Origin of the sequence: Neomoorella carbonis (genome assembly GCF_045278715.1) — a bacterium.
In the GTDB taxonomy this organism is placed as follows: Bacteria; Bacillota; DSM-521; order Neomoorellales; family Neomoorellaceae; genus Neomoorella; species Neomoorella carbonis.
The window spans coordinates 1,232,415-1,250,008 of the sequence record NZ_CP136420.1 but is presented as its reverse complement, the minus strand read 5'-3'; the positions used below and the strand labels follow the sequence as shown (position 1 = coordinate 1,250,008).

17 protein-coding genes are annotated in these 17,594 nt (G+C 57.1%); 1 reads left to right on the top strand and 16 read right to left on the bottom strand.

Annotated elements, in window-relative coordinates; genetic code table 11:
- The first annotated feature begins 104 nt into the window (after window positions 1–104).
- On the top strand, window positions 105–725 hold the full coding sequence (lexA, locus tag MCACP_RS06435) for a transcriptional repressor LexA (RefSeq protein WP_406678518.1): 621 nt from the start codon (window positions 105–107) through the stop codon (window positions 723–725).
- Here the strand turns inward: lexA and MCACP_RS06430 are convergent.
- The 16 genes from MCACP_RS06430 to MCACP_RS06355 form a co-directional block, all read right to left on the bottom strand.
- Window positions 707–2,002 (bottom strand): aminotransferase class I/II-fold pyridoxal phosphate-dependent enzyme, encoded by a 1,296-nt coding sequence (locus tag MCACP_RS06430; RefSeq protein WP_406678517.1) that lies wholly within the window; start codon window positions 2,000–2,002, stop codon window positions 707–709. The genes lexA and MCACP_RS06430 overlap by 19 nt on opposite strands.
- A gap of 28 nt (window positions 2,003–2,030) precedes the next feature.
- Window positions 2,031–3,020 carry an AAA family ATPase gene (locus tag MCACP_RS06425; RefSeq protein ID WP_406678700.1) on the bottom strand — a complete coding sequence of 330 codons (990 nt, stop codon included), beginning with the start codon at window positions 3,018–3,020 and terminating at the stop codon, window positions 2,031–2,033.
- A gap of 104 nt (window positions 3,021–3,124) precedes the next feature.
- Window positions 3,125–3,511 carry a DUF1540 domain-containing protein gene (locus MCACP_RS06420; protein ID WP_406678516.1) on the bottom strand — a complete coding sequence of 129 codons (387 nt, stop codon included), beginning with the start codon at window positions 3,509–3,511 and terminating at the stop codon, window positions 3,125–3,127.
- 120 nt (window positions 3,512–3,631) lie between these two features.
- Window positions 3,632–3,874: an RNA chaperone Hfq gene (hfq, locus tag MCACP_RS06415; RefSeq protein ID WP_406678515.1), complete on the bottom strand. Its 243-nt coding sequence runs from the start codon at window positions 3,872–3,874 to the stop codon at window positions 3,632–3,634.
- 40 nt (window positions 3,875–3,914) lie between these two features.
- The gene (gene miaA / locus MCACP_RS06410; RefSeq protein ID WP_406678514.1) at window positions 3,915–4,880 is read right to left on the bottom strand and encodes a tRNA (adenosine(37)-N6)-dimethylallyltransferase MiaA; all 966 of its coding nucleotides are present in this window, start codon (window positions 4,878–4,880) and stop codon (window positions 3,915–3,917) included.
- Window positions 4,881–4,936: 56 nt separating this feature from the next.
- Window positions 4,937–6,799, bottom strand: coding sequence for a DNA mismatch repair endonuclease MutL (gene mutL / locus MCACP_RS06405; RefSeq protein WP_406678513.1), 1,863 nt, complete (start codon window positions 6,797–6,799; stop codon window positions 4,937–4,939).
- Between the two features lie 4 nt (window positions 6,800–6,803).
- On the bottom strand, window positions 6,804–9,371 hold the full coding sequence (gene mutS, locus MCACP_RS06400; RefSeq protein WP_406678699.1) for a DNA mismatch repair protein MutS: 2,568 nt from the start codon (window positions 9,369–9,371) through the stop codon (window positions 6,804–6,806).
- Window positions 9,372–9,390: 19 nt separating this feature from the next.
- Entirely contained in the window at window positions 9,391–10,722 is a 1,332-nt protein-coding gene (miaB, locus tag MCACP_RS06395; protein ID WP_406678512.1) for a tRNA (N6-isopentenyl adenosine(37)-C2)-methylthiotransferase MiaB, read from the bottom strand.
- Window positions 10,723–10,828: 106 nt separating this feature from the next.
- On the bottom strand, window positions 10,829–11,311 hold the full coding sequence (locus MCACP_RS06390; RefSeq protein WP_406678511.1) for a bifunctional nuclease family protein: 483 nt from the start codon (window positions 11,309–11,311) through the stop codon (window positions 10,829–10,831).
- 48 nt (window positions 11,312–11,359) lie between these two features.
- Window positions 11,360–11,803, bottom strand: coding sequence for a PPC domain-containing DNA-binding protein (locus tag MCACP_RS06385; protein ID WP_406678510.1), 444 nt, complete (start codon window positions 11,801–11,803; stop codon window positions 11,360–11,362).
- Window positions 11,804–11,836: 33 nt separating this feature from the next.
- Entirely contained in the window at window positions 11,837–12,934 is a 1,098-nt protein-coding gene (locus MCACP_RS06380; RefSeq protein WP_406678509.1) for a DUF362 domain-containing protein, read from the bottom strand.
- Between the two features lie 108 nt (window positions 12,935–13,042).
- Window positions 13,043–14,497, bottom strand: coding sequence for an IMP dehydrogenase (gene guaB / locus MCACP_RS06375; protein WP_406678508.1), 1,455 nt, complete (start codon window positions 14,495–14,497; stop codon window positions 13,043–13,045).
- Between the two features lie 156 nt (window positions 14,498–14,653).
- Entirely contained in the window at window positions 14,654–14,881 is a 228-nt protein-coding gene (locus MCACP_RS06370) for a helix-turn-helix domain-containing protein (protein ID WP_406678507.1), read from the bottom strand.
- 57 nt (window positions 14,882–14,938) lie between these two features.
- A complete protein-coding gene (cobC, locus tag MCACP_RS06365) occupies window positions 14,939–15,583 on the bottom strand; it encodes an alpha-ribazole phosphatase (RefSeq protein ID WP_406678506.1) in 645 nt (214 codons plus the stop codon).
- 1 nt (window position 15,584) lies between these two features.
- Window positions 15,585–16,709, bottom strand: coding sequence for a threonine-phosphate decarboxylase CobD (gene cobD, locus MCACP_RS06360; protein WP_406678505.1), 1,125 nt, complete (start codon window positions 16,707–16,709; stop codon window positions 15,585–15,587).
- Window positions 16,631–17,581 carry a GHMP kinase gene (locus tag MCACP_RS06355; protein ID WP_406678504.1) on the bottom strand — a complete coding sequence of 317 codons (951 nt, stop codon included), beginning with the start codon at window positions 17,579–17,581 and terminating at the stop codon, window positions 16,631–16,633. The genes cobD and MCACP_RS06355 overlap by 79 nt, the downstream gene beginning before the upstream one ends.
- Window positions 17,582–17,594 lie beyond the last annotated feature (13 nt).

The window sequence follows — 17,594 nt, the reverse complement described above, 5'->3', positions numbered from 1 at the left end:
CTTTAAGTTTTCAGCTGTCGGCTCTGTAAAAGAATAACGAACGGTTGTTTACAGGAAAAAAATATGATAGGATAAGTTAGAGCTTGAACCTGGAGGGATCGAGGTTGACGTCCGATTTAACGCCCCGGCAGGAAATGGTCCTTAACTATATCCGCCATTTTATCGAAGTGCACGGTTACCCACCTACAGTGCGGGACATTTGCCGGGCTACCGGCCTGCGTTCCAGTTCTACCGTGCACGGTCATTTAAACCGGCTGGAGAAAAAGGGTTACATCCGCCGCGATCCCACCCGCTCCCGGGCCATTGAAATTCTTGCCGCCCCCCCGGGACTCCCGCGTACATCCAGAAATATAGTTTCCGTCCCCCTGCTGGGCAAAATCACCGCCGGGCAGCCCATTCTGGCCGTAGAAAATATCGAAGAAGTCTTTCCTCTCCCCTCGGAATTTGCCGGTAGTGAAGACGCCTTTATGCTCCAGGTCCAGGGCGACAGCATGATTGAAGCTGGTATCCTGGAGGGCGATTACCTCATTGTCAGGCCCCAGGACAGGGCCGCAAACGGGGATATCGTCGTTGCTCTCCTCGGCGACGAAGCTACCGTTAAATATTTCTACCGCTATGAAGACCATATAGAACTGGTTCCCGCCAACAGCCGCCTGCAGCCCATAAAAACCCGGGAAGTAAGCATCCTGGGTAAAGTCATTGGCCTTTACCGCCGTTTCTCCTGAAGCAAGCCCCGGTTTATCAATTCCTGGGCCGCCATGAGGAGGGCGATGCGGGTATAGGGATAGGCCTGTCCTCCCTGGAGAAAAACGGCATAGGGGGGCCTCAAGGGACCGTCGGCGCTGAGTTCAATGGAAGACCCCTGGATAAAAGTGCCCCCGGCCATGATGACCTGGTCTTCATAGCCGGGCAGGAGGGCGGGTTCCGGTATCGTAGTCGCTTCTACCGGGCAACCCTTTTGCAGCCCCTGGCAAAAGGCCAGCAAGGCTTCCCTTTGTCCCAGGATGATACATTGAACGATATCCCGCCGCCGTTCCCCCGGCAGGGGGTCGACGCCAAAGCCCAGGTCCCGGAAAAAAGCAGCCGCGACGATGGCTCCCGTAAGGGCTTCCCTGACCACCAGGGGCGCCAGATACAAGCCCTGGTAGTAAAGGCGTTTCTCAGTAAAGGCTCCCAGCTCACCCCCGAGGCCGGGGGCGGTCAGGCGCGCCGCCACCTCCTCTACCAGGTCTTCCCGGCCCACTATGTACCCGCCCCCCGGTGCCAGGCCGCCGCCGGGATTTTTAATTAAAGAACCTACCACCAGATCGGCGCCCACCTCGCCCGGCTCCTTATCCTCTACTAACTCCCCGTAACAGTTATCTACCAGGCAGACGCTTTCCCGGTTGGCCTCTTTGATGGTGCTGATAATCCGGGCGATCTCCTCGATACCCAGGGAAGGACGTAAGCTGTAACCCCGGGAGCGCTGGATAAGGCACAGGCGGGGCCGCAGCCTGGTTACAGTTTCGCTGATTTTAGCCAGGTCCGGCCGGCCCCTGGTGTCCAGGGCCACTTCGGCGTATTTTATCCCCCATTCCCTTAAGCTTCCTGCAACCCGTGGGCCGAGGCCGATGACCGTAGCCAGGGTATCGTAGGGGCGCCCACAGGCGGAGAGCAAGGTGTCTCCTGGTCGCAGGAGGGCACTTAAAGCCAAGGTCAAAGCGTGGGTGCCGGAAACAATCTGCGGGCGAACCAGGGCGGCATTGCCGCCAAAAATGCTGGCAAAAAGCCGCTCCAGGGTGGAACGCCCCAGGTCGCCGTAGCCATATCCCGTAGAATCCTGGAAATGGTACTCGTTTACCTCGTGTTTTTGAAAGGCCCGGAGGACCTTGAAGTGGTTCCGGTCACTGACGGCATTTACGGCCGCGATCGCTGCCCGGCTATCCTTTTCCGCTGCTTCCAGCTTCTCTACCAGCCAGGGGGCAACGGGAAAAAACCTGGAAATATCTTTGTACCAGTCCAATTCTTTTTCTTAACCCCCGTACCTCAAACTACCGGGAGTTATTATAACAGATCGGCGGTCCCCCGGGAAAGCCGCTTTCACCTTCCTTTATACCGGCCGGCGGGGCCGGCCGCAGCAGGTCTTCCTTTTCAATACTCATTAATTCCTGCCGGGTGAGGGTTTTCTTGTTTACCAGCCGCAGGGCCTGGCGGCGCATGGCCCTTTCGATAATATTGCGCACCATGCGGGCATTGCCGTTATAGGGGTGGCCGAAAAGGACTTCCCGGCGTAAAATTCTTTCCAGTTCCCCGGCAGCCGCCGGCGTAAGCATATATTGTTTTTCCGCCAGCATTAACTGGGCAATGGCCATCAATTCCGGCACGGTATAATCGGGAAATTCCAGCTGGATAGGGAAACGCGAGCGCAGCCCTGGATTTGTTTCCAGGAAATAGTCCATTTCATCTTTATAACCAGCCAGGATAAGAACCAAATTGTCGCGGTAATCCTCCATCCCCTTGACCAGAACGTCAATGGCTTCGCGGCCGAAATCCTTCTCCCCGCCCCGGGCCAGGGAATAAGCCTCATCAATAAATAGTATGCCGCCAATGGCCTTCTTAAGCTGTTCCCGGGCTTTGTGGGCCGTGTGACCGATATACTCCCCCACCAGATCCGCCCGTTCTACTTCAATCAGGTGCCCCTGGGTCAATACGCCAAGTTCTTTGAATAACTTCCCCATGAGCCTGGCGACGGTGCTTTTCCCCGTACCCGGGTTGCCTTTAAAAATCATGTGCAGGGTATTGGTGCTGCTCACCAGGCCTTCCCGCTGGCGCCGGCGTTGAATCTCTATAAAGGCTCTAAGTTCCTTGATCAAACCTTTAACGTTCTCCAGGCCGATCATCTTTTCCAGTTCGGCCATAACAGCATCCACCCGTCGCCGGCTGTTTAATTCATTTTCCCCGCTCCCCCGGTCGCGCTGGAGGGGGCGAATCAGGGACCTGCTGCTTCCTTTGGGGTTACCTGTGCCAAATTTAACCTGCAATTTTTTCACCCGCCCTCCCCTGCTCTCTCTTTATTTTATTTATACGCACCACCGGGTCGGGCAAGAAAAAAGGCCGGGAGAACAGCCCTGCCATTTCTTTCCTGTCAGCTTTTGCGTTTAAAGGTATAACAGTTGGTATCCTGGCTTTCATCAGCATTAACGCCGACTACATCAATTTTTTCGGCCTTACAGTGGTTTCCCTCCGCCCAGTAAGTACAGGTATTGACGATACAGGTAACAGAGGGATAAAGTTCTCCTCCGGGCAGGAAGGTATTGCTTAAAAGGCCGCCCCAGTTGACATTATCCAGGGAGCCCAGCAGGTTGGCCAGCCCCCGGCGGGCGTAAAAGGTCTTGCACTGGGTCTGTTCAGGATTCTGGGCCATCTTGCCCTCTTCTTCATGCATAATATCTATATTTCCCGCCGAGCATAAGTCGCCGTTCATCCAGTGGTTGCAGGTATTTACTTTGCACTTTACCTTGGGTCCGGGCATATGAGATTCCTCCCTTGACCTATTTTTTAACCTGGAACCGCAGATTATACCCGTCTCCTGCTAAACCAAAGAAAAACTCCCCGGTTCAGGCCGGGGAGTTCCGGGGTGGTAAGTATATACCTATTTGGCTTCAGCCTTGCTCTCGGCCATGAGGTTAACCGGCCGGGAAGGCGTGATTGTGGAAATGGCATGCTTGTAGATCATCTGCTGCTTGCCGTCGGAATCCAGGACCACGGTAAAATTGTCAAAGCCCCGTACTATCCCTTTCAGTTGAAAGCCGTTAACCAGGTAAATAGTGACGGGGGTATTGTCCCTGCGCAGCACATTTAAAAACAAGTCCTGCAGGTTCCCTGTTTTATTCATCTTTTACCCTCCAGGTTGGTATTTTTTGTTTAGTATAACCCTATTCTACATCAATATCAAGGTATCCTGCAATATAATTAGCAATCTCTGCCGCTATTTCCTCCAGCTTCCCGGGTTCTACTTCCCACCAGCGCAGGCGTGTATCCCGCTTGAACCATGTCAGCTGCCTTTTGGCCAGACGCCGGGTATTGCGTTTCAAAAGGGCGACGGCCTCCTCCAGTTCCATTTCACCGCGGACGTAGGCGCCAATTTCCTTATAGCCCACGGCCTGGAGAGCCGGCAGGCGGTGATCATACCTGGCCAGTAAACCCCGTACTTCCTCTACCAGCCCTTGGGCAATCATGGCATCGACCCGGGCTTCTATGCGGCGGTAAAGCTGCGGCCGGGGCATGGTGAGAGCCACCGCCGCCAGGCGGTAAGGCGTTTCTTGCCGTCGCCGCCATTCTAAAGCCGCTGAAATGGGCTTCCCCGTCATGATATAAACTTCCAAAGCCCTGACCAGCCGGCGCCGGTCGTGGAGGTGAATCCGCCGCGCTGCTTCCGGGTCAACTCTTTTTAACTCTTCATAAAGGTATTCATTACCGCGGCTTCGCGCCTGTTCTTCCAGATATTGCCTGATTTTTTTATCCCCGGGCATGGGCGTAAAAAGGTAGGGGTCGACTACGGCCTGGTAATAAAGGCCCGTCCCCCCGACCAGCAGGGGCAGGCGTCCCCGTTGAAGGATGGACGCTATGGTTTCCCGGGCAAGTTTTTGAAAATCGGCCACGCTGAAGGGCTCGTCCGGATCCACAATGTCGATCAAATGATGGGGTATGGGCACACCGCCGGGACCCACCCGTTCTGCCGGCGGCAGTTTGGCGGTGCCTATATCCATACCCCGGTAAACCTGGGCGGAATCGACGGAGATTATTTCCGCCTGCAGTCTGGCAGCTACGTGCAGGGCGATGGCCGACTTACCGGTAGCCGTGGGCCCGACGATGGCCGCCAGGGGCTTCTTGGCAGTCAATCGCTACGTTCTCCTCCTTGCCAGCCTAACCTCTGTCCCTAGTCACCGCCCCCTCCTTACGGCATCCTCAAGGCCGCTGCGCCCTGAGGCCGGTGAAAATAACGGGCGAGGGTGGACCGGTCCAGGCGGACTACAGCCGGCCGGCCGTGGGGGCAGGTATAAGGCCGGCTAATTTCCTGCAGTTCGTCTAAAAGCTTCTGCATCTCAACGCCACTCAGAGGGTCTCCTGCTTTGATGGCCCCACGGCAGGCCAGGATCTTTAAAAGCCTTTCTTCTGCCGGCAAATTTTCGTCAGCCAGAAAGTCCTCCAGGACTTCCCTTTCTTTACCCGGCGGTACACCTGACGGCACTGAGCGCAGCAAAAAGGAATTGGCGCCGAAGGTTTCAACTATAAACCCCAGCTCCCTTAAGGTGACAATTTGCTCTATGAGTTTTACCGTCATGGCCGGGGCGAGGTGCAGGGTCAGGGGGGGCTCCAGCATCTGCGCCGGCCACCTGCCGGCATTAACCCGCTTTTGCAGGTGCTCAAAGCGGCACCGTTCATGGGCCGCATGCTGGTCGATGATATAAAGGCCGTCCCTGCCTTCAGCCAGGATGTAGGTATTATGCAGCTGGCCTATGGCCCTTAAAGGCGGCAGGACCTGGCCGTTCGCATCCACCGGTTCTGTTTGTAAGGCGCTCCGGGCCTCAATTTCCTTATCAGGTTTTACCGCCCGAACTTCTCCAACCTTTTCTGCCCTTTTTTCCTCATCCGCAGGCCTTTCCTTTAATATATATTCTCCCCATAACCGGGCCTGTTCTTCCTTTCGCTGGAAAGCAAAATCCTGCTGGAGGGCCCCCGGCCCGGCCGCCTTCCTCCCCTCCAGCCGTCCAGTGGTTACCGGCGCGGCGACAGTAGTTGCCGGCGCGACGGCCCGGGGAGTATGCAGGGCCCTGTTTACCAGGGCGGCCACCTGCCGGGCCAGCTCGTATTCCTGCTGGAAGCGCACCTCCAGTTTGGCCGGGTGAACATTGACATCCACCAGGCGGGGATCGACGGTCAGCTGCAGGATAAAAAGGGGATGGCGGCCGCTGGGAATAACGGCCTGGTAACACTCCTCCACAGCGCGGGTGAGGAGGCGGTTAAAAATATAGCGGCCGTTGACTGTTAACACCTGCTGGCTGCGGCCGGCCCGGTGCAGCCAGGGGGGCGATATGAAACCCTTCAGCGTCCAGCCCTCGCCCTCGCCGGCCAGGGGCAGTAATTCCCGGCCAGTTTCCAGGCCGTAAATGGCCGCCACCACCGCCTGTAAATCGCTGTCGCCCGGGGTATACAGCAGGCGCTTTCCCTCCAGGTGGAGATTGAAGGCTACTTCCGGGTGGGCCAGGGCCAGCCTTTCTACAGCAGCAACGACGGCGCGGGCCTCGCTTGCCGGTTTCTTTAAGTACTGCCGCCGTGCCGGAGTATTATAAAATAAATCGGTCACCGTAACCGTGGTACCGGGAGGGCAGCCGATAGCCGTAACCTCCGGCTCCCCGCCGCCGGCTATCCTTACCCTGACGCCGGCAGTCTCTCCCGGAGGCCTGGTATCCATTTCTACCCGGGCTACAGCCGCAATACTGGGTAAAGCTTCCCCCCGGAAGCCCAGGGTGGTAATCCCCCACAGGTCGGCGGCCCGGCGAATCTTGCTGGTAGCATGGCGGGCAAAGGCCAGGGGGGCATCTTCGGGGTTAATTCCCCAGCCGTCGTCCCGGACACGGATCAGGGTGAGGCCGCCCCCTTTAACTTCGATGGCAATATGCCGGGCAGCGGCATCTAAAGAATTTTCCACCAGCTCTTTTACCACCGAGGCCGGCCTTTCGACTACTTCCCCGGCGGCGATCTGGTTGGCCGTCTCGGCATCCAGGATGGCTATCCTGGGACAAAGCTCACCTGTCAAAGGATCATCCCCTGCCAATTTTTACTATTTCCGTCCCCTGCTGGTGAAGCTGCCGCTGCCAGCGGAAAATCTGTTCCATGGCTTCCAGGGGCGTGGCGGCCATCAGGGCGAAACTCGCCAGCTCCTGTAAAACCTGTTTTTCAATACTGGTCAGGGATACTTTCTTTGCTGGTATAACGGCAGCCCGGCTTTCACCGCCCGGCTGGTGTTCTAAAAGCTCCTGGGCACGCTTGAGCACCGCAGCCGGTAAACCGGCCAGGCGGGCCACATGGATACCATAGCTTTTATCGGTACTGCCGGGAACAATGGTGCGCAGGAAAGTTATATCTTCCCCTTCCTCCCGTACGGCTACGCAGTAATTCTTAACCCCGGCCAGCTGGCCGGCCAGGGTTACCAGTTCGTGATAGTGGGTGGCAAAGAGGGTGCGGGCGCCGACAACATCATGTAAATACTCCGTCACCGCCCTGGCAATACTTAACCCGTCGGCGGTGCTTGTCCCCCTTCCTACTTCATCCAGGATGACCAGGCTCCTCCGGGTAGCATGACGCAGAATGTTGGCCACTTCCTGCATCTCGACCATAAAGGTGCTCTGGCCGGCAAAGAGGTCATCGGCGGCGCCCACCCTGGTAAAAATCCTGTCGACCACGCCGATCCTTGCCCTGCGGGCCGGCACAAAGCTGCCGATCTGGGCCATGAGAACGATTAAAGCCACCTGGCGGATATAGGTGGATTTGCCCGCCATATTGGGCCCGGTAATAATATGCACCCTTTGTTCCTGGTCCAGGTAGGTGTCGTTGGGTACGAAGCTGCCGTGGGTTTCTACCAGCTCCACGACCGGATGCCGCCCCTGCTCGATCTGGATAACCATGCCGGTATCTACCTGGGGACAGGTATAATTGTGATCGACGGCCACCGTAGCCAGGGAAAGGAGGGCGTCCAGGACCCCCAGGGCGCGGGCCGTACGCTGGATGCGGGGCAGGACTTGCAGCACTTCATCCCGGAGGGCCTGAAAAAGCTCATACTCCAGCTGGACCAGCCTCTCTTCGGCTCCCAGGACCTGGCGCTCAAGTTCCTGGAGGCGGCGGGTAACAAAGCGCTCAGCGTTGGCCAGGGTCTGCTTGCGTTCATAATCGGCCGGTACCTGGGGTAGATTCGGCCGGGTAACCTCTATGTAATAACCAAAAACCCGGTTATAGCCTACCTTCAGCGACTTGATCCCCGTCCGTTCCCTTTCTTCAGCTTCGAGGGCGGCTATCCATTCGCGGCCGTGCTCTGCCGCCTGGCGCAAGCGATCAACCTCAGCGTTGTAACCGGGCCGGATTATCCCTCCCTCATGAACGCTGAGGGGCGGGTCATCAACAATGGCCCGGCCTAGGAGGTCCACCAGTTCCGTCAAGGGGTCCATCTGATCCCTGATGGCAAGCAGAAGGCCGGCCCGGACACCTGCCAGCAGCTCCATAACTTCCGGCACCACCGCCAGGGATCCCCTCAAGGACTGGAGGTCCCGCCCGCCGGCCGTCCCATAAGCTACCCGGCCGGCCAGGCGCTCCAGATCCCGCACCGCCTGCAGGGCTTCCCTTAATTCCTGGCGCAGAATAAAACCGTCCACCAGCTCCGCTACGGCTTCCTGGCGGGCCTTAATAGCCTTGACATCCAGCAGGGGCTGGTCCAGCCAGCGCCTGAGGGTGCGGGCGCCCATGGCGGTGACCGTTTTATCCAGAACCCACAGTAAAGAACCCTCTCGCTTTTCCTCCCGGCCGCAGGCTACCAGTTCCAGGTTGCGCCGGGTGGCCTGGTCGAGGACCATCCGGCTGGTGGCAGCTGCCGGGGTCGGGGCGTCCAGGTGGGCCAGGGAGCTATGCTGGGTAGCTTTCAGAAAGGAAAGAACCATGGCTGCGGCCAGGGCGGCTGCCGGCGGTAATTCCATCTGACTCAATTTCTCCTTACCAAAGTGCTCGCCGAGGGCCTGCCGGGCATCTGCCGGGCCGGCCGCCGGGGCCCAGCTGGTAATTACACCTCTGGTATAGAGCTGCAGGCGCCGGCAAAAGGAGGAATCGGCAGCCAGTTCAGGGGGCAGTAAATACTCCGCCGGCATCAGGCGTACCAGTTCGTCAAGGAGTTCTTCCAGGCCCGGGCAGAGGGTAAATTGAAATTCCCCGGTGGAGGCATCGGCCCAGGCCAGACCGAAGCTGCCGCCTTCACCCACAATGGCCGCCAGGTAATTGTTGCCCTTGGCCGGCAGGGCTTTTTCATCAATTATCGTCCCCGGAGTAACCACCCGGATAACCTCGCGCCGGACCAGGCCTTTGGCCTGGCGGGGATCTTCCATTTGTTCACAGATGGCTACTTTGTAGCCTTTGGCGATGAGGCGGGCTAAATAACTATCGGCAGCGTGGTAGGGAACCCCGCACATGGGGGCCGCTTCCTTGCCGCCCCGGGAGGTCAACACCAGGTCGAGTTCCCGGGATACCACTTCGGCATCCTCGTAAAACATCTCATAGAAATCGCCCAGGCGGAAAAAGAGGATGCTGTCAGGATACTGGGATTTAATCTGGCGGTATTGTTCCATCATGGGAGTCAGGGCCTGTCCTTTAGGCACGGCTGATTTCCCCTTTTAATAACCATGTCTGGGCCCGGGTTAGGCGGACATTGACCAGCTTGCCGGTTAAGTTGCGATCGCCGGGGAAGATAACCAGCTTGTTGGTCCGGGTGCGCCCGCTTAATTGGGAAGCATCCGTTTTGCTCGGCCCTTCCACCAGCACTTCCACTTCCTGCCCCACCAGGGCTTCGTTTTTCTTAAGGCTAATCTGGTTCTGGAGCTCCATTAAACGCTTCAAGCGCTCTTTCTTTACTTCCCGGGGCAGCTGCCCGGGCAGGGTTGCCGCCACCGTGCCTTTACGCGGCGAATACATGAAGGTAAAGGCATTGTCAAACTGCACCCTGGCCACCAGGTCCAGGGTATCCCTGAAGTCCTCTTCCGTTTCGCCGGGAAAACCGACAATAAGGTCGGTAGTCAGGCTGATTCCCGGAATATGGCGGCGGAGAGAAGCGACCAGCTCCAGGTAATGCTCCCGCGTATAGCCCCGGTGCATGAGTTCCAGGATGCGGTTGCTGCCGGCCTGAACAGGCAGGTGTACGTGCTCGCACACCTTATCCAGGCGGCTGATGGTTTCCACCAGATGGGGAGTAAAATCCCGGGGGTGGGAAGTAACATAGCGAATGCGTTTTAAACCCTCAATGGCGTTGACCATGGTTAACAGGTCGGCAAAAGTAATTTCCTCCTCTAAATCACGCCCGTAGGAATTGACGTTCTGGCCCAGGAGGGTTACCTCAATAACCCCCTGGTCGACCAGGTCGCTGATTTCTTTTAAGATATCTTCCGGCCGGCGGCTCCTCTCCCGGCCGCGGACATAGGGAACGATGCAGTAGGTACAAAAATTATTGCAGCCATAGGTAATGGTTACAAAGGCCTGGGCTCCGCGGGCCCGGCGCCGGGGGAGCTCTTCTACCACCGGGCCTTCATCCCCGACAGCTATGCGCGGCTGGTGCAGCTCTCTAACTTCCTCAATCAACCGGGGCAAGTCAGTTAGATTATGGGTCCCCAGGAGCAAGTCGACATAAGGTGCCTGCTGGCGAATCTTTTCGGCGACCCCGGGCTGCTGCACCATACAGCCGGCCACGGCAATTACCAGGTCCGGGTTGGCGCTCTTCAGCCTTTCTATCTGGCCCAATTTACCGTAAACTTTATTTTCAGCCTTTTCCCGCACGCAGCAGGTATCAAGGATAATGACATCGGCATCTGCCTCGTCAGCCACCGGCTCATAACCCGCTGCCTGGAGGAGGTCGGCCATCATTTCGCTGTCCCTTTGATTCATCTGGCAGCCGTAGGTGATAATCTTAAAGGTTTTCCCTTGACCCGCCAAACCTGAACCCTCCGGAAATATAGAGTGTAACTCCTTTTATTATACATTTTCGTAGTCCTGGCTACAAATAATCCCGGCCTTATACCCGGCCGGGATGGAAAACCTGTTAATGCAGGTGCTTTTTATCATCCTCGGGTTTATTATCCTGGAGCATTTGCTGCAATTCCTCCACCTGGTCGGCACTGACCAGGTCCTCGATATTTAAGGTGTAGGCGGCTACTTTTTCCGTGATATAGAGGGGTGCGTTGGTCCTCAGGGCCAGGGCAATGGCATCGCTGGGCCGGGCATCAACAACTATCTCTTTATCCCCCTGGCGGAGGTAAAGCTCAGCATAATAGGTACCGTCACGAATATCCTGGACCAGGACCTTGCTGACCTCCACTCCCAGATTCTCACACAGGGAGCGCAACAGGTCGTGGGTTAGGGGGCGCGGTGTCAGGATGCCCTGCATGGCCAGGGCAATAGCTTGGGCTTCAAAGGGACCCACCCAGATGGGTAGAACCTGAGTTTCCTCCTGGTCGCTCAGCAGCACTACCGGGCTTAAGGTCTGATCCAGGACTATTTGTTTTACCTTCACCGGTATGAGCATTATCCCCACCCCCACTAAGCTAATCTAATAAGCCCCATCTATCCTATCTTATTCCCACAGGTTTAATCCGGTCACCGGGTCATAGACTCGCTCCGGCGGTGCCGGGAGCTCAATTTCTTCAATGAAAACTTCCCCGGCGTAGACAATAGTTCCCGGCAGGAGATGGCCGCCGTGAACTTTTCCCTCACGGTCGAGGAAAGTCACATGGGCATGGACAAAGGGTTTGCCATCTTTCAAAGAAACATTGCCCAGGCCGCTTAAAATTTCCAAAAGCTGGTCTATTTCCATGGTTATAAAACGCTTTTCCTCTACTAAAAAGTATCCTACCCTCGCCTTGAGAACACTACCTAAAAAGTTAATGGACCCGAAACGCACATCCTCTTCTTCCACAATGCCCTGCAGGGCTTCCAGTAGATCGCAGCCGTAAGCCAGGCGGTAGGCCAGTTGCCGGCCGGGCCTGCCTTCCAGCTTCTTAACATATAAGTTCGCCATTTTTTTAAATCCTCCTGCTGGAATGGTTATCAATTAAATCTTAACCAGCTTGTATTCCCGCGTTCCCAGGCCTATCTCCTCAGCGTATTTTAAGAGGGGAGTCCCGTCGTAACCGCTGAGGGCCAGGAATTTATCTTTGACTCCCTCGTGGCCGTCCAGGCGCGTTCCCGGCAGGGCGGGCTGGGCGTTGGCCAGGTCGAAGCTGGCCTGGTCCAGGGCTACCGGGTCCCACGAAGCCAGGATGCCGACATCGGGAATAATAGCGGCATCGTTCCAGGAGTTACAATCGCATTCAGGGGCAACGTGAGTCACGAAGTTAAAGAAGACGCATTTATCCTTTTTGTCTTTAAGGGCCCCAAAGGCAAATTCCACAATCTTTTCCTGGAGCACCACCGGGTCGCTCTTAAAGCTGGCTTTAATGGCCCTTACCGGGCAGGTGACCGTACACTCGCCGCAGCCGATGCACAGCCCGGCATCGATGCTGGCTTTCTCATTTACGGTAATGGCTCCTGCCGGGCACCAGAGCCGGCACCTGCCGCAGCCGCTACATTTTTCTTCCTGGACCTGGGGGAGGACGTCGCTGTGCATCATCTGCTTGCCCCCCGGGCTGCCGCAGCCCATGCCCAGGTTTTTAATGGTCCCGCCGAAACCCGTTAATTCGTGGCCTTTAAAGTGGCTCATAACCACCATGCTGTCGGCGTGGTAAATGGCGCTGCTGATTTTAACCTGCTGGAAGTGCTTGCCGTTAACCTGCACTTCATAATAATCCTTGCCTTTCAAGCCGTCGGCTATGATTAAGGGAGCACCGGCCACGGCATAGGCAAAACCGTTTTCAATGGCCGTTTGTAAATGGTCAACGGCATTAGACCGGGAACCGACATAGAGGGTATTAGCATCCGTTAGGAAGGGCTTACCCCGGCTGGCCTTAACCAGTTCTACCACCTGGCGGGCAAAAACGGGGTTAATATAGGCCAGATTACCTCTTTCGCCGAAGTGGATTTTAATCGCCACCAGATCTTCAGGCTCAATGGCCTTTTTAAAACCGGCTTTACGCCATAAGCTGGCAACCTTATTCACCAGATTTTTACCCTTTTTAGTACGCATATCAGCCCAGAAAACTTCTGCTGCCATCCGCTTCTCCCCCCAATTAATGCCTTTTTAACCCTTCTCCTCTACCTGGCAAGAGAAACCCTTGCGCCCATATATAGACTACCTGGCCAGGCGGGCCTTGGATTAGGCCTAAATCCGGTAATTGGGCGCTTCCTTGGTGATCATGACGTCGTGGGGATGACTTTCCCTCAAGCCCGCCGGAGTAATGCGGATAAAGCGGCCTTTAGCCTGCAGCTCGGCAATATTCCGGGCACCGCAGTAACCCATACCGGCCCTCAGGCCCCCGACCAGCTGGAAAATGGTTTCCGCCACGGGGCCTTTATAGGGAACCCGGCCTTCAATGCCTTCCGGCACCAGCTTCTCCGCTTCCTCCTGAAAATAGCGGTCTTTGCTGCCCTCCTTCATGGCCGCCAGCGAACCCATACCGCGGTAGCTCTTAAAACTGCGGCCCTGGAAGATTTCAATTTCCCCGGGGCTTTCTTCCGTCCCGGCCAGCAGGCTGCCGATCATGACCGTACTGGCCCCGGCGGCAAGGGCCTTGGTAATATCGCCGGAGTATTTAATTCCCCCGTCGGCAATCACCGGTACGCCGAAGGGGGCTGCCGCCCGGGCACATTCGAAAATGGCCGTAATCTGGGGCACGCCGATGCCGGCAATAACCCGGGTGGTACAAATGGAACCGGGACCAACGCCCACCTTGACGGCGTCCACGCCCGCCTCGCACAGGGCCCGGGCCCCATCGGCTGTGGCCACATTACCGGCTATCAGCTCTACTGCTGGAAAGGCGGCCTTAATGCGGCGGACGGTTTCCAGCACACTCCGGGCCTGACCGTGGGCCGTGTCCACCACGATAGCGTCTACCCCGGCCCCTACCAGGGCTTCTACCCTGGCCATGGTATCGGCACCTGTCCCCACAGCCGCCGCTACCCGCAGGCGCCCCTTTTCATCTTTGGAGGCCAGGGGATATTTGCGCGTTTTCTCGATATCCTTGATGGTGATTAGTCCTTTCAGGTTGTAATCGTCATCCACCAGGGGCAGCTTTTCGATCTTGTAGCGGCGTAAGATAGCCATGGCTTCGCTTAAGGTAGTGCCCACCGGGGCGGTCACCAGGTTTTCTTTGGTCATGACTTCCCTGATGGGCCGGTCGTAATTCTCCTCGAAGCGGATATCCCGGTTGGTAATGATACCCACCAGCTTGCCGTTAACCGTAATGGGTACCCCGGAAATATGATAATGCTCCATTAAGGCTACAGCATCCCGTACCTTGTGGTCAGGCGTCAGGGAAATGGGGTCGGTAATGACCCCGTGTTCGGAGCGTTTAACCCGGTCAACCTCTTTCGCCTGGCGTTCAATGGACATGTTTTTATGGATAACCCCGATGCCGCCTTCCCGGGCCATACTGATGGCCATCCTGGCTTCGGTTACGGTGTCCATGGCGGCGCTCACCAGGGGTGTATTGAGGCGAATACGGCGGGTGAAATTGGAGCTGATGTCCACTTCCCGCGGCAGGACTTCCGATTCACCCGGTACCAGCAGGACATCATCAAAGGTCAGGCCTTCACCAATAATCTTTTCCGTTGTCAAGTTCAAGCCCCCTTACAGGACCAAATTATTGTTTAATTATACCATAAACAAGGTTGCCAGTACCAGCCGCCTGTCCTGTACAAGCTGATCAGGTTGCTCCTAATTATACCTGATATCAGCTCCCAGGGGAAATAAAAAAATAGCCGGGAAACCCGGCTAATCCTGCCCCATGATGGAATGAAGCCCGTAACGTTCAAAATGGTCCCGCAGGCGAAAAATAACCTGAGAATCCACCCCAAATTCGGCTGCCAGTTCGGTATCGGAGCGGTTGGCAGCCAGTCCGGCCAGGAAGCGGTCAAAATCTACCCCGACCTCGGCAGCCATTTCTTTTAAGCCGGGCCGGGTGCTCCAGGGCACTCGCGCGGGCTTGAAGGTAGGATCCACGGCAAACACCTCCTGGAGGTAGTTTGCCTTAAAGGGTATCCTTTTACCCTGGATTGATTATAAAATACCGCTGCCGTCGGGCCCGCCCATGGTTTCCAGGTGGTGAGTATCATTTAATAGCACCAGGATATGCTTATCTTCATAACAATCGACAATACTCACCCCGGTGTTGTCCAGTCGAAAGCGCCAGACAGCAGTTAAATCCAGTCCCAGAATGGCGCAGATAAGGGCCCTCAGACTGCCGCCGTGGGCGACGAGCAGGATATTGCGCCCCTTTTCCTGCCGGACGATCCCGTTAAAGGCTCGCCATGCGCGCTCCATGACCTGCCGGAAACTTTCACCGCCGGGGACAATCTTATTAGCAGGATCCTGCCGCCATGCTTCCCACTCGCAGGGGAAGCCCGCCACTATCTCCTGGTAGGTCAGGCCTTCCCAGGCGCCAAAGTTTATTTCCCTTAAGCCCGTAACTGTATTAACTTCCAGGCCGTGGGGGGCGGCGATGGTGGCCGCCGTTTCCCGGGCCCGGCTGAGATCGCTGCTGTAAACACCGTCCAGGGAAACATGGCGAAAACGTTCGCGCAGCAATTCCGCCTGCTGCCGGCCTCTCGGGCTCAAAGCTACATCCGAATGCCCCTGGTAGCGCCCCGCGTTGTTCCACTCCGTTTCACCATGGCGGACCAGGTAAACCCTTGTACCTTCCAAATTAACTCTCCTCCACTGCTCTCTTTAAAGCGCGCAAGAGCTTCTGGTTGGCTCCCCGGTCAAGTACGGCCACACGAAAATAGGCGGGCCCCAGGCCGGGAAAAGAAGAACAGTCGCGAATTAAGATGCGTTCTCGCACCAGCTGCGCTGCCAGCTCTGGAACCGCCAGGCCGCTGGCGGAAATATCCGTCAGGATAAAATTAACTTCGGGATGATAGGGCCGGAATCCTGCCAGCCCCGCCAGCCCATGATAAAGATATTCTTTTTCCCGCCTGATTAATTCCCGGGTCGCCTTCAAATACTCGCCGTCGGCCAGGGCCGCAACCCCGGCCATCTGGGCCAGGATATTGACACTCCAGGGGTCCCGCCGCGCTTCCAGCCTGGCCGCCAGCTCCGGATGGGCCACCCCACAGCCCAGGCGCAGCCCCGGCAGGGCAAAAATTTTAGTAAGGGAGCGTAAGGTCAACAATCCCTCCCCGGCAGCCGCCATGGTGCCCAGGGAGAGTTCCGGCCAGTTGGGGAGGAAATCGAGGAAGGATTCATCGACAACAAGAAAAACGCCGCGCCGCCGGCAGAGTTCCACAATTTCTTTCAAAACCGCTCTCTCCAGGAGCTGGCCCGTAGGGTTGTTGGGATTGCATAAAAAGGCAAGATCTACCTGTGCCAGCTTTTCCCGCCAGCGATCTATATCCAGGGCAAAGGAAGAAGCCGGGTCGAGCTCCAGTGCCACCACTTCGGCCCCGGCAGTTACCGCGGCGCGGCGATATTCGCTGAAGGTCGGCTCCGGGATAAGGACGCGGCGGGGCTTTAAAGTCTGGCAGATGAGATAGATCAATTCCGTAGCTCCATTGGCGGCAATAACGGCGGCCGGTTCTACCTGCAGATAATCAGCCAGGGCCTTTTTTAACTGCCGGCAGCGGGGATCGGGGTAGCGCCGGATGGCCGGCAGGTTCTGCTGCAAGGTTTCGAGGACCCTTGCGGGCGGCCCCAGGGGGTTGATATTAGCACTGAAGTCCAGTATTTCTTCCGGCTGCCAGCCGTATTTTTCTACCGCCCCCTGCCAGTCGCCGCCGTGAACCGGCCTGCCCAGCTCCCTGCCGCCATTACCTCTTTGCCCGTAAGCCATAATTCATCCCTGGCCTCCACTCCACCACCGGTCATGGTAGCCCGGATAAAATGTACATAGGGAAATACTGCCCGGATTTTTCTTTCCAGTTCGTCGCTATCTACTTCTCCAGCTCGATAGAGGATACCTGCCACCGTACCGCTGTGGGCTACATTTACCCCCAGGGCTCCGAGGCCGGTAGCCAGCTCCACCAGGGTTTCCAGTTCCGGTTTATGGAGAATTTCCTGGTTGGCCAGGGCGCTTAAAGTAGCACCCCGGGCGATTAATTCCACCCGGCCGCAGGCCAGCCCTTCCCGCACCAGGGCCACCGCCCGGCGGACAGCCCCTTCCTTGGCCCGGTTTAAAGCCATAAGATCCCGGCGCTGGTTAAAGAGGACGGTATCAACCGTGCCGCCCAGATCGACGATTAAAACGGCCAGGGGCGGCGGTTCCCCTAAACTCTCCCAGAATTCACCCCGGAGGTGATCAAAAAGGACAATACCCGGCAGGAAGGTACCGTCACTCGGTTCAATGGCCAGGGCGATTCTTTTAATCTCTTCCAGGGAGAGTTCGGCTCCCAGGGCCCTGGCTGTAGCCGCGGCTGCCGCCGCCACATCGGCCGTACTGCTGGCCAACCCCTTGCCCGGCGGCAGGGGGTTGTTTATGGTCAACCTGGCGCCCCACTGTTTTTCTCCCAGCCGGGCCATGGTCAGGCGTGCCGCCGCCAGAGCCTTGCTCTTGCCGGGTGGACCCTGAAAACGGCCCCCGGGGACCAGAGTTACAGTCACTTCGGCGCTGATATTTATCGGGCAGGTAATGAGGAAGTATTTACCGTCGACCATCCCCTGCACTAACTCACCGCAGGCACCACGGGCCAGGGCTACGCCCTGCATGGCTTCCACCCCC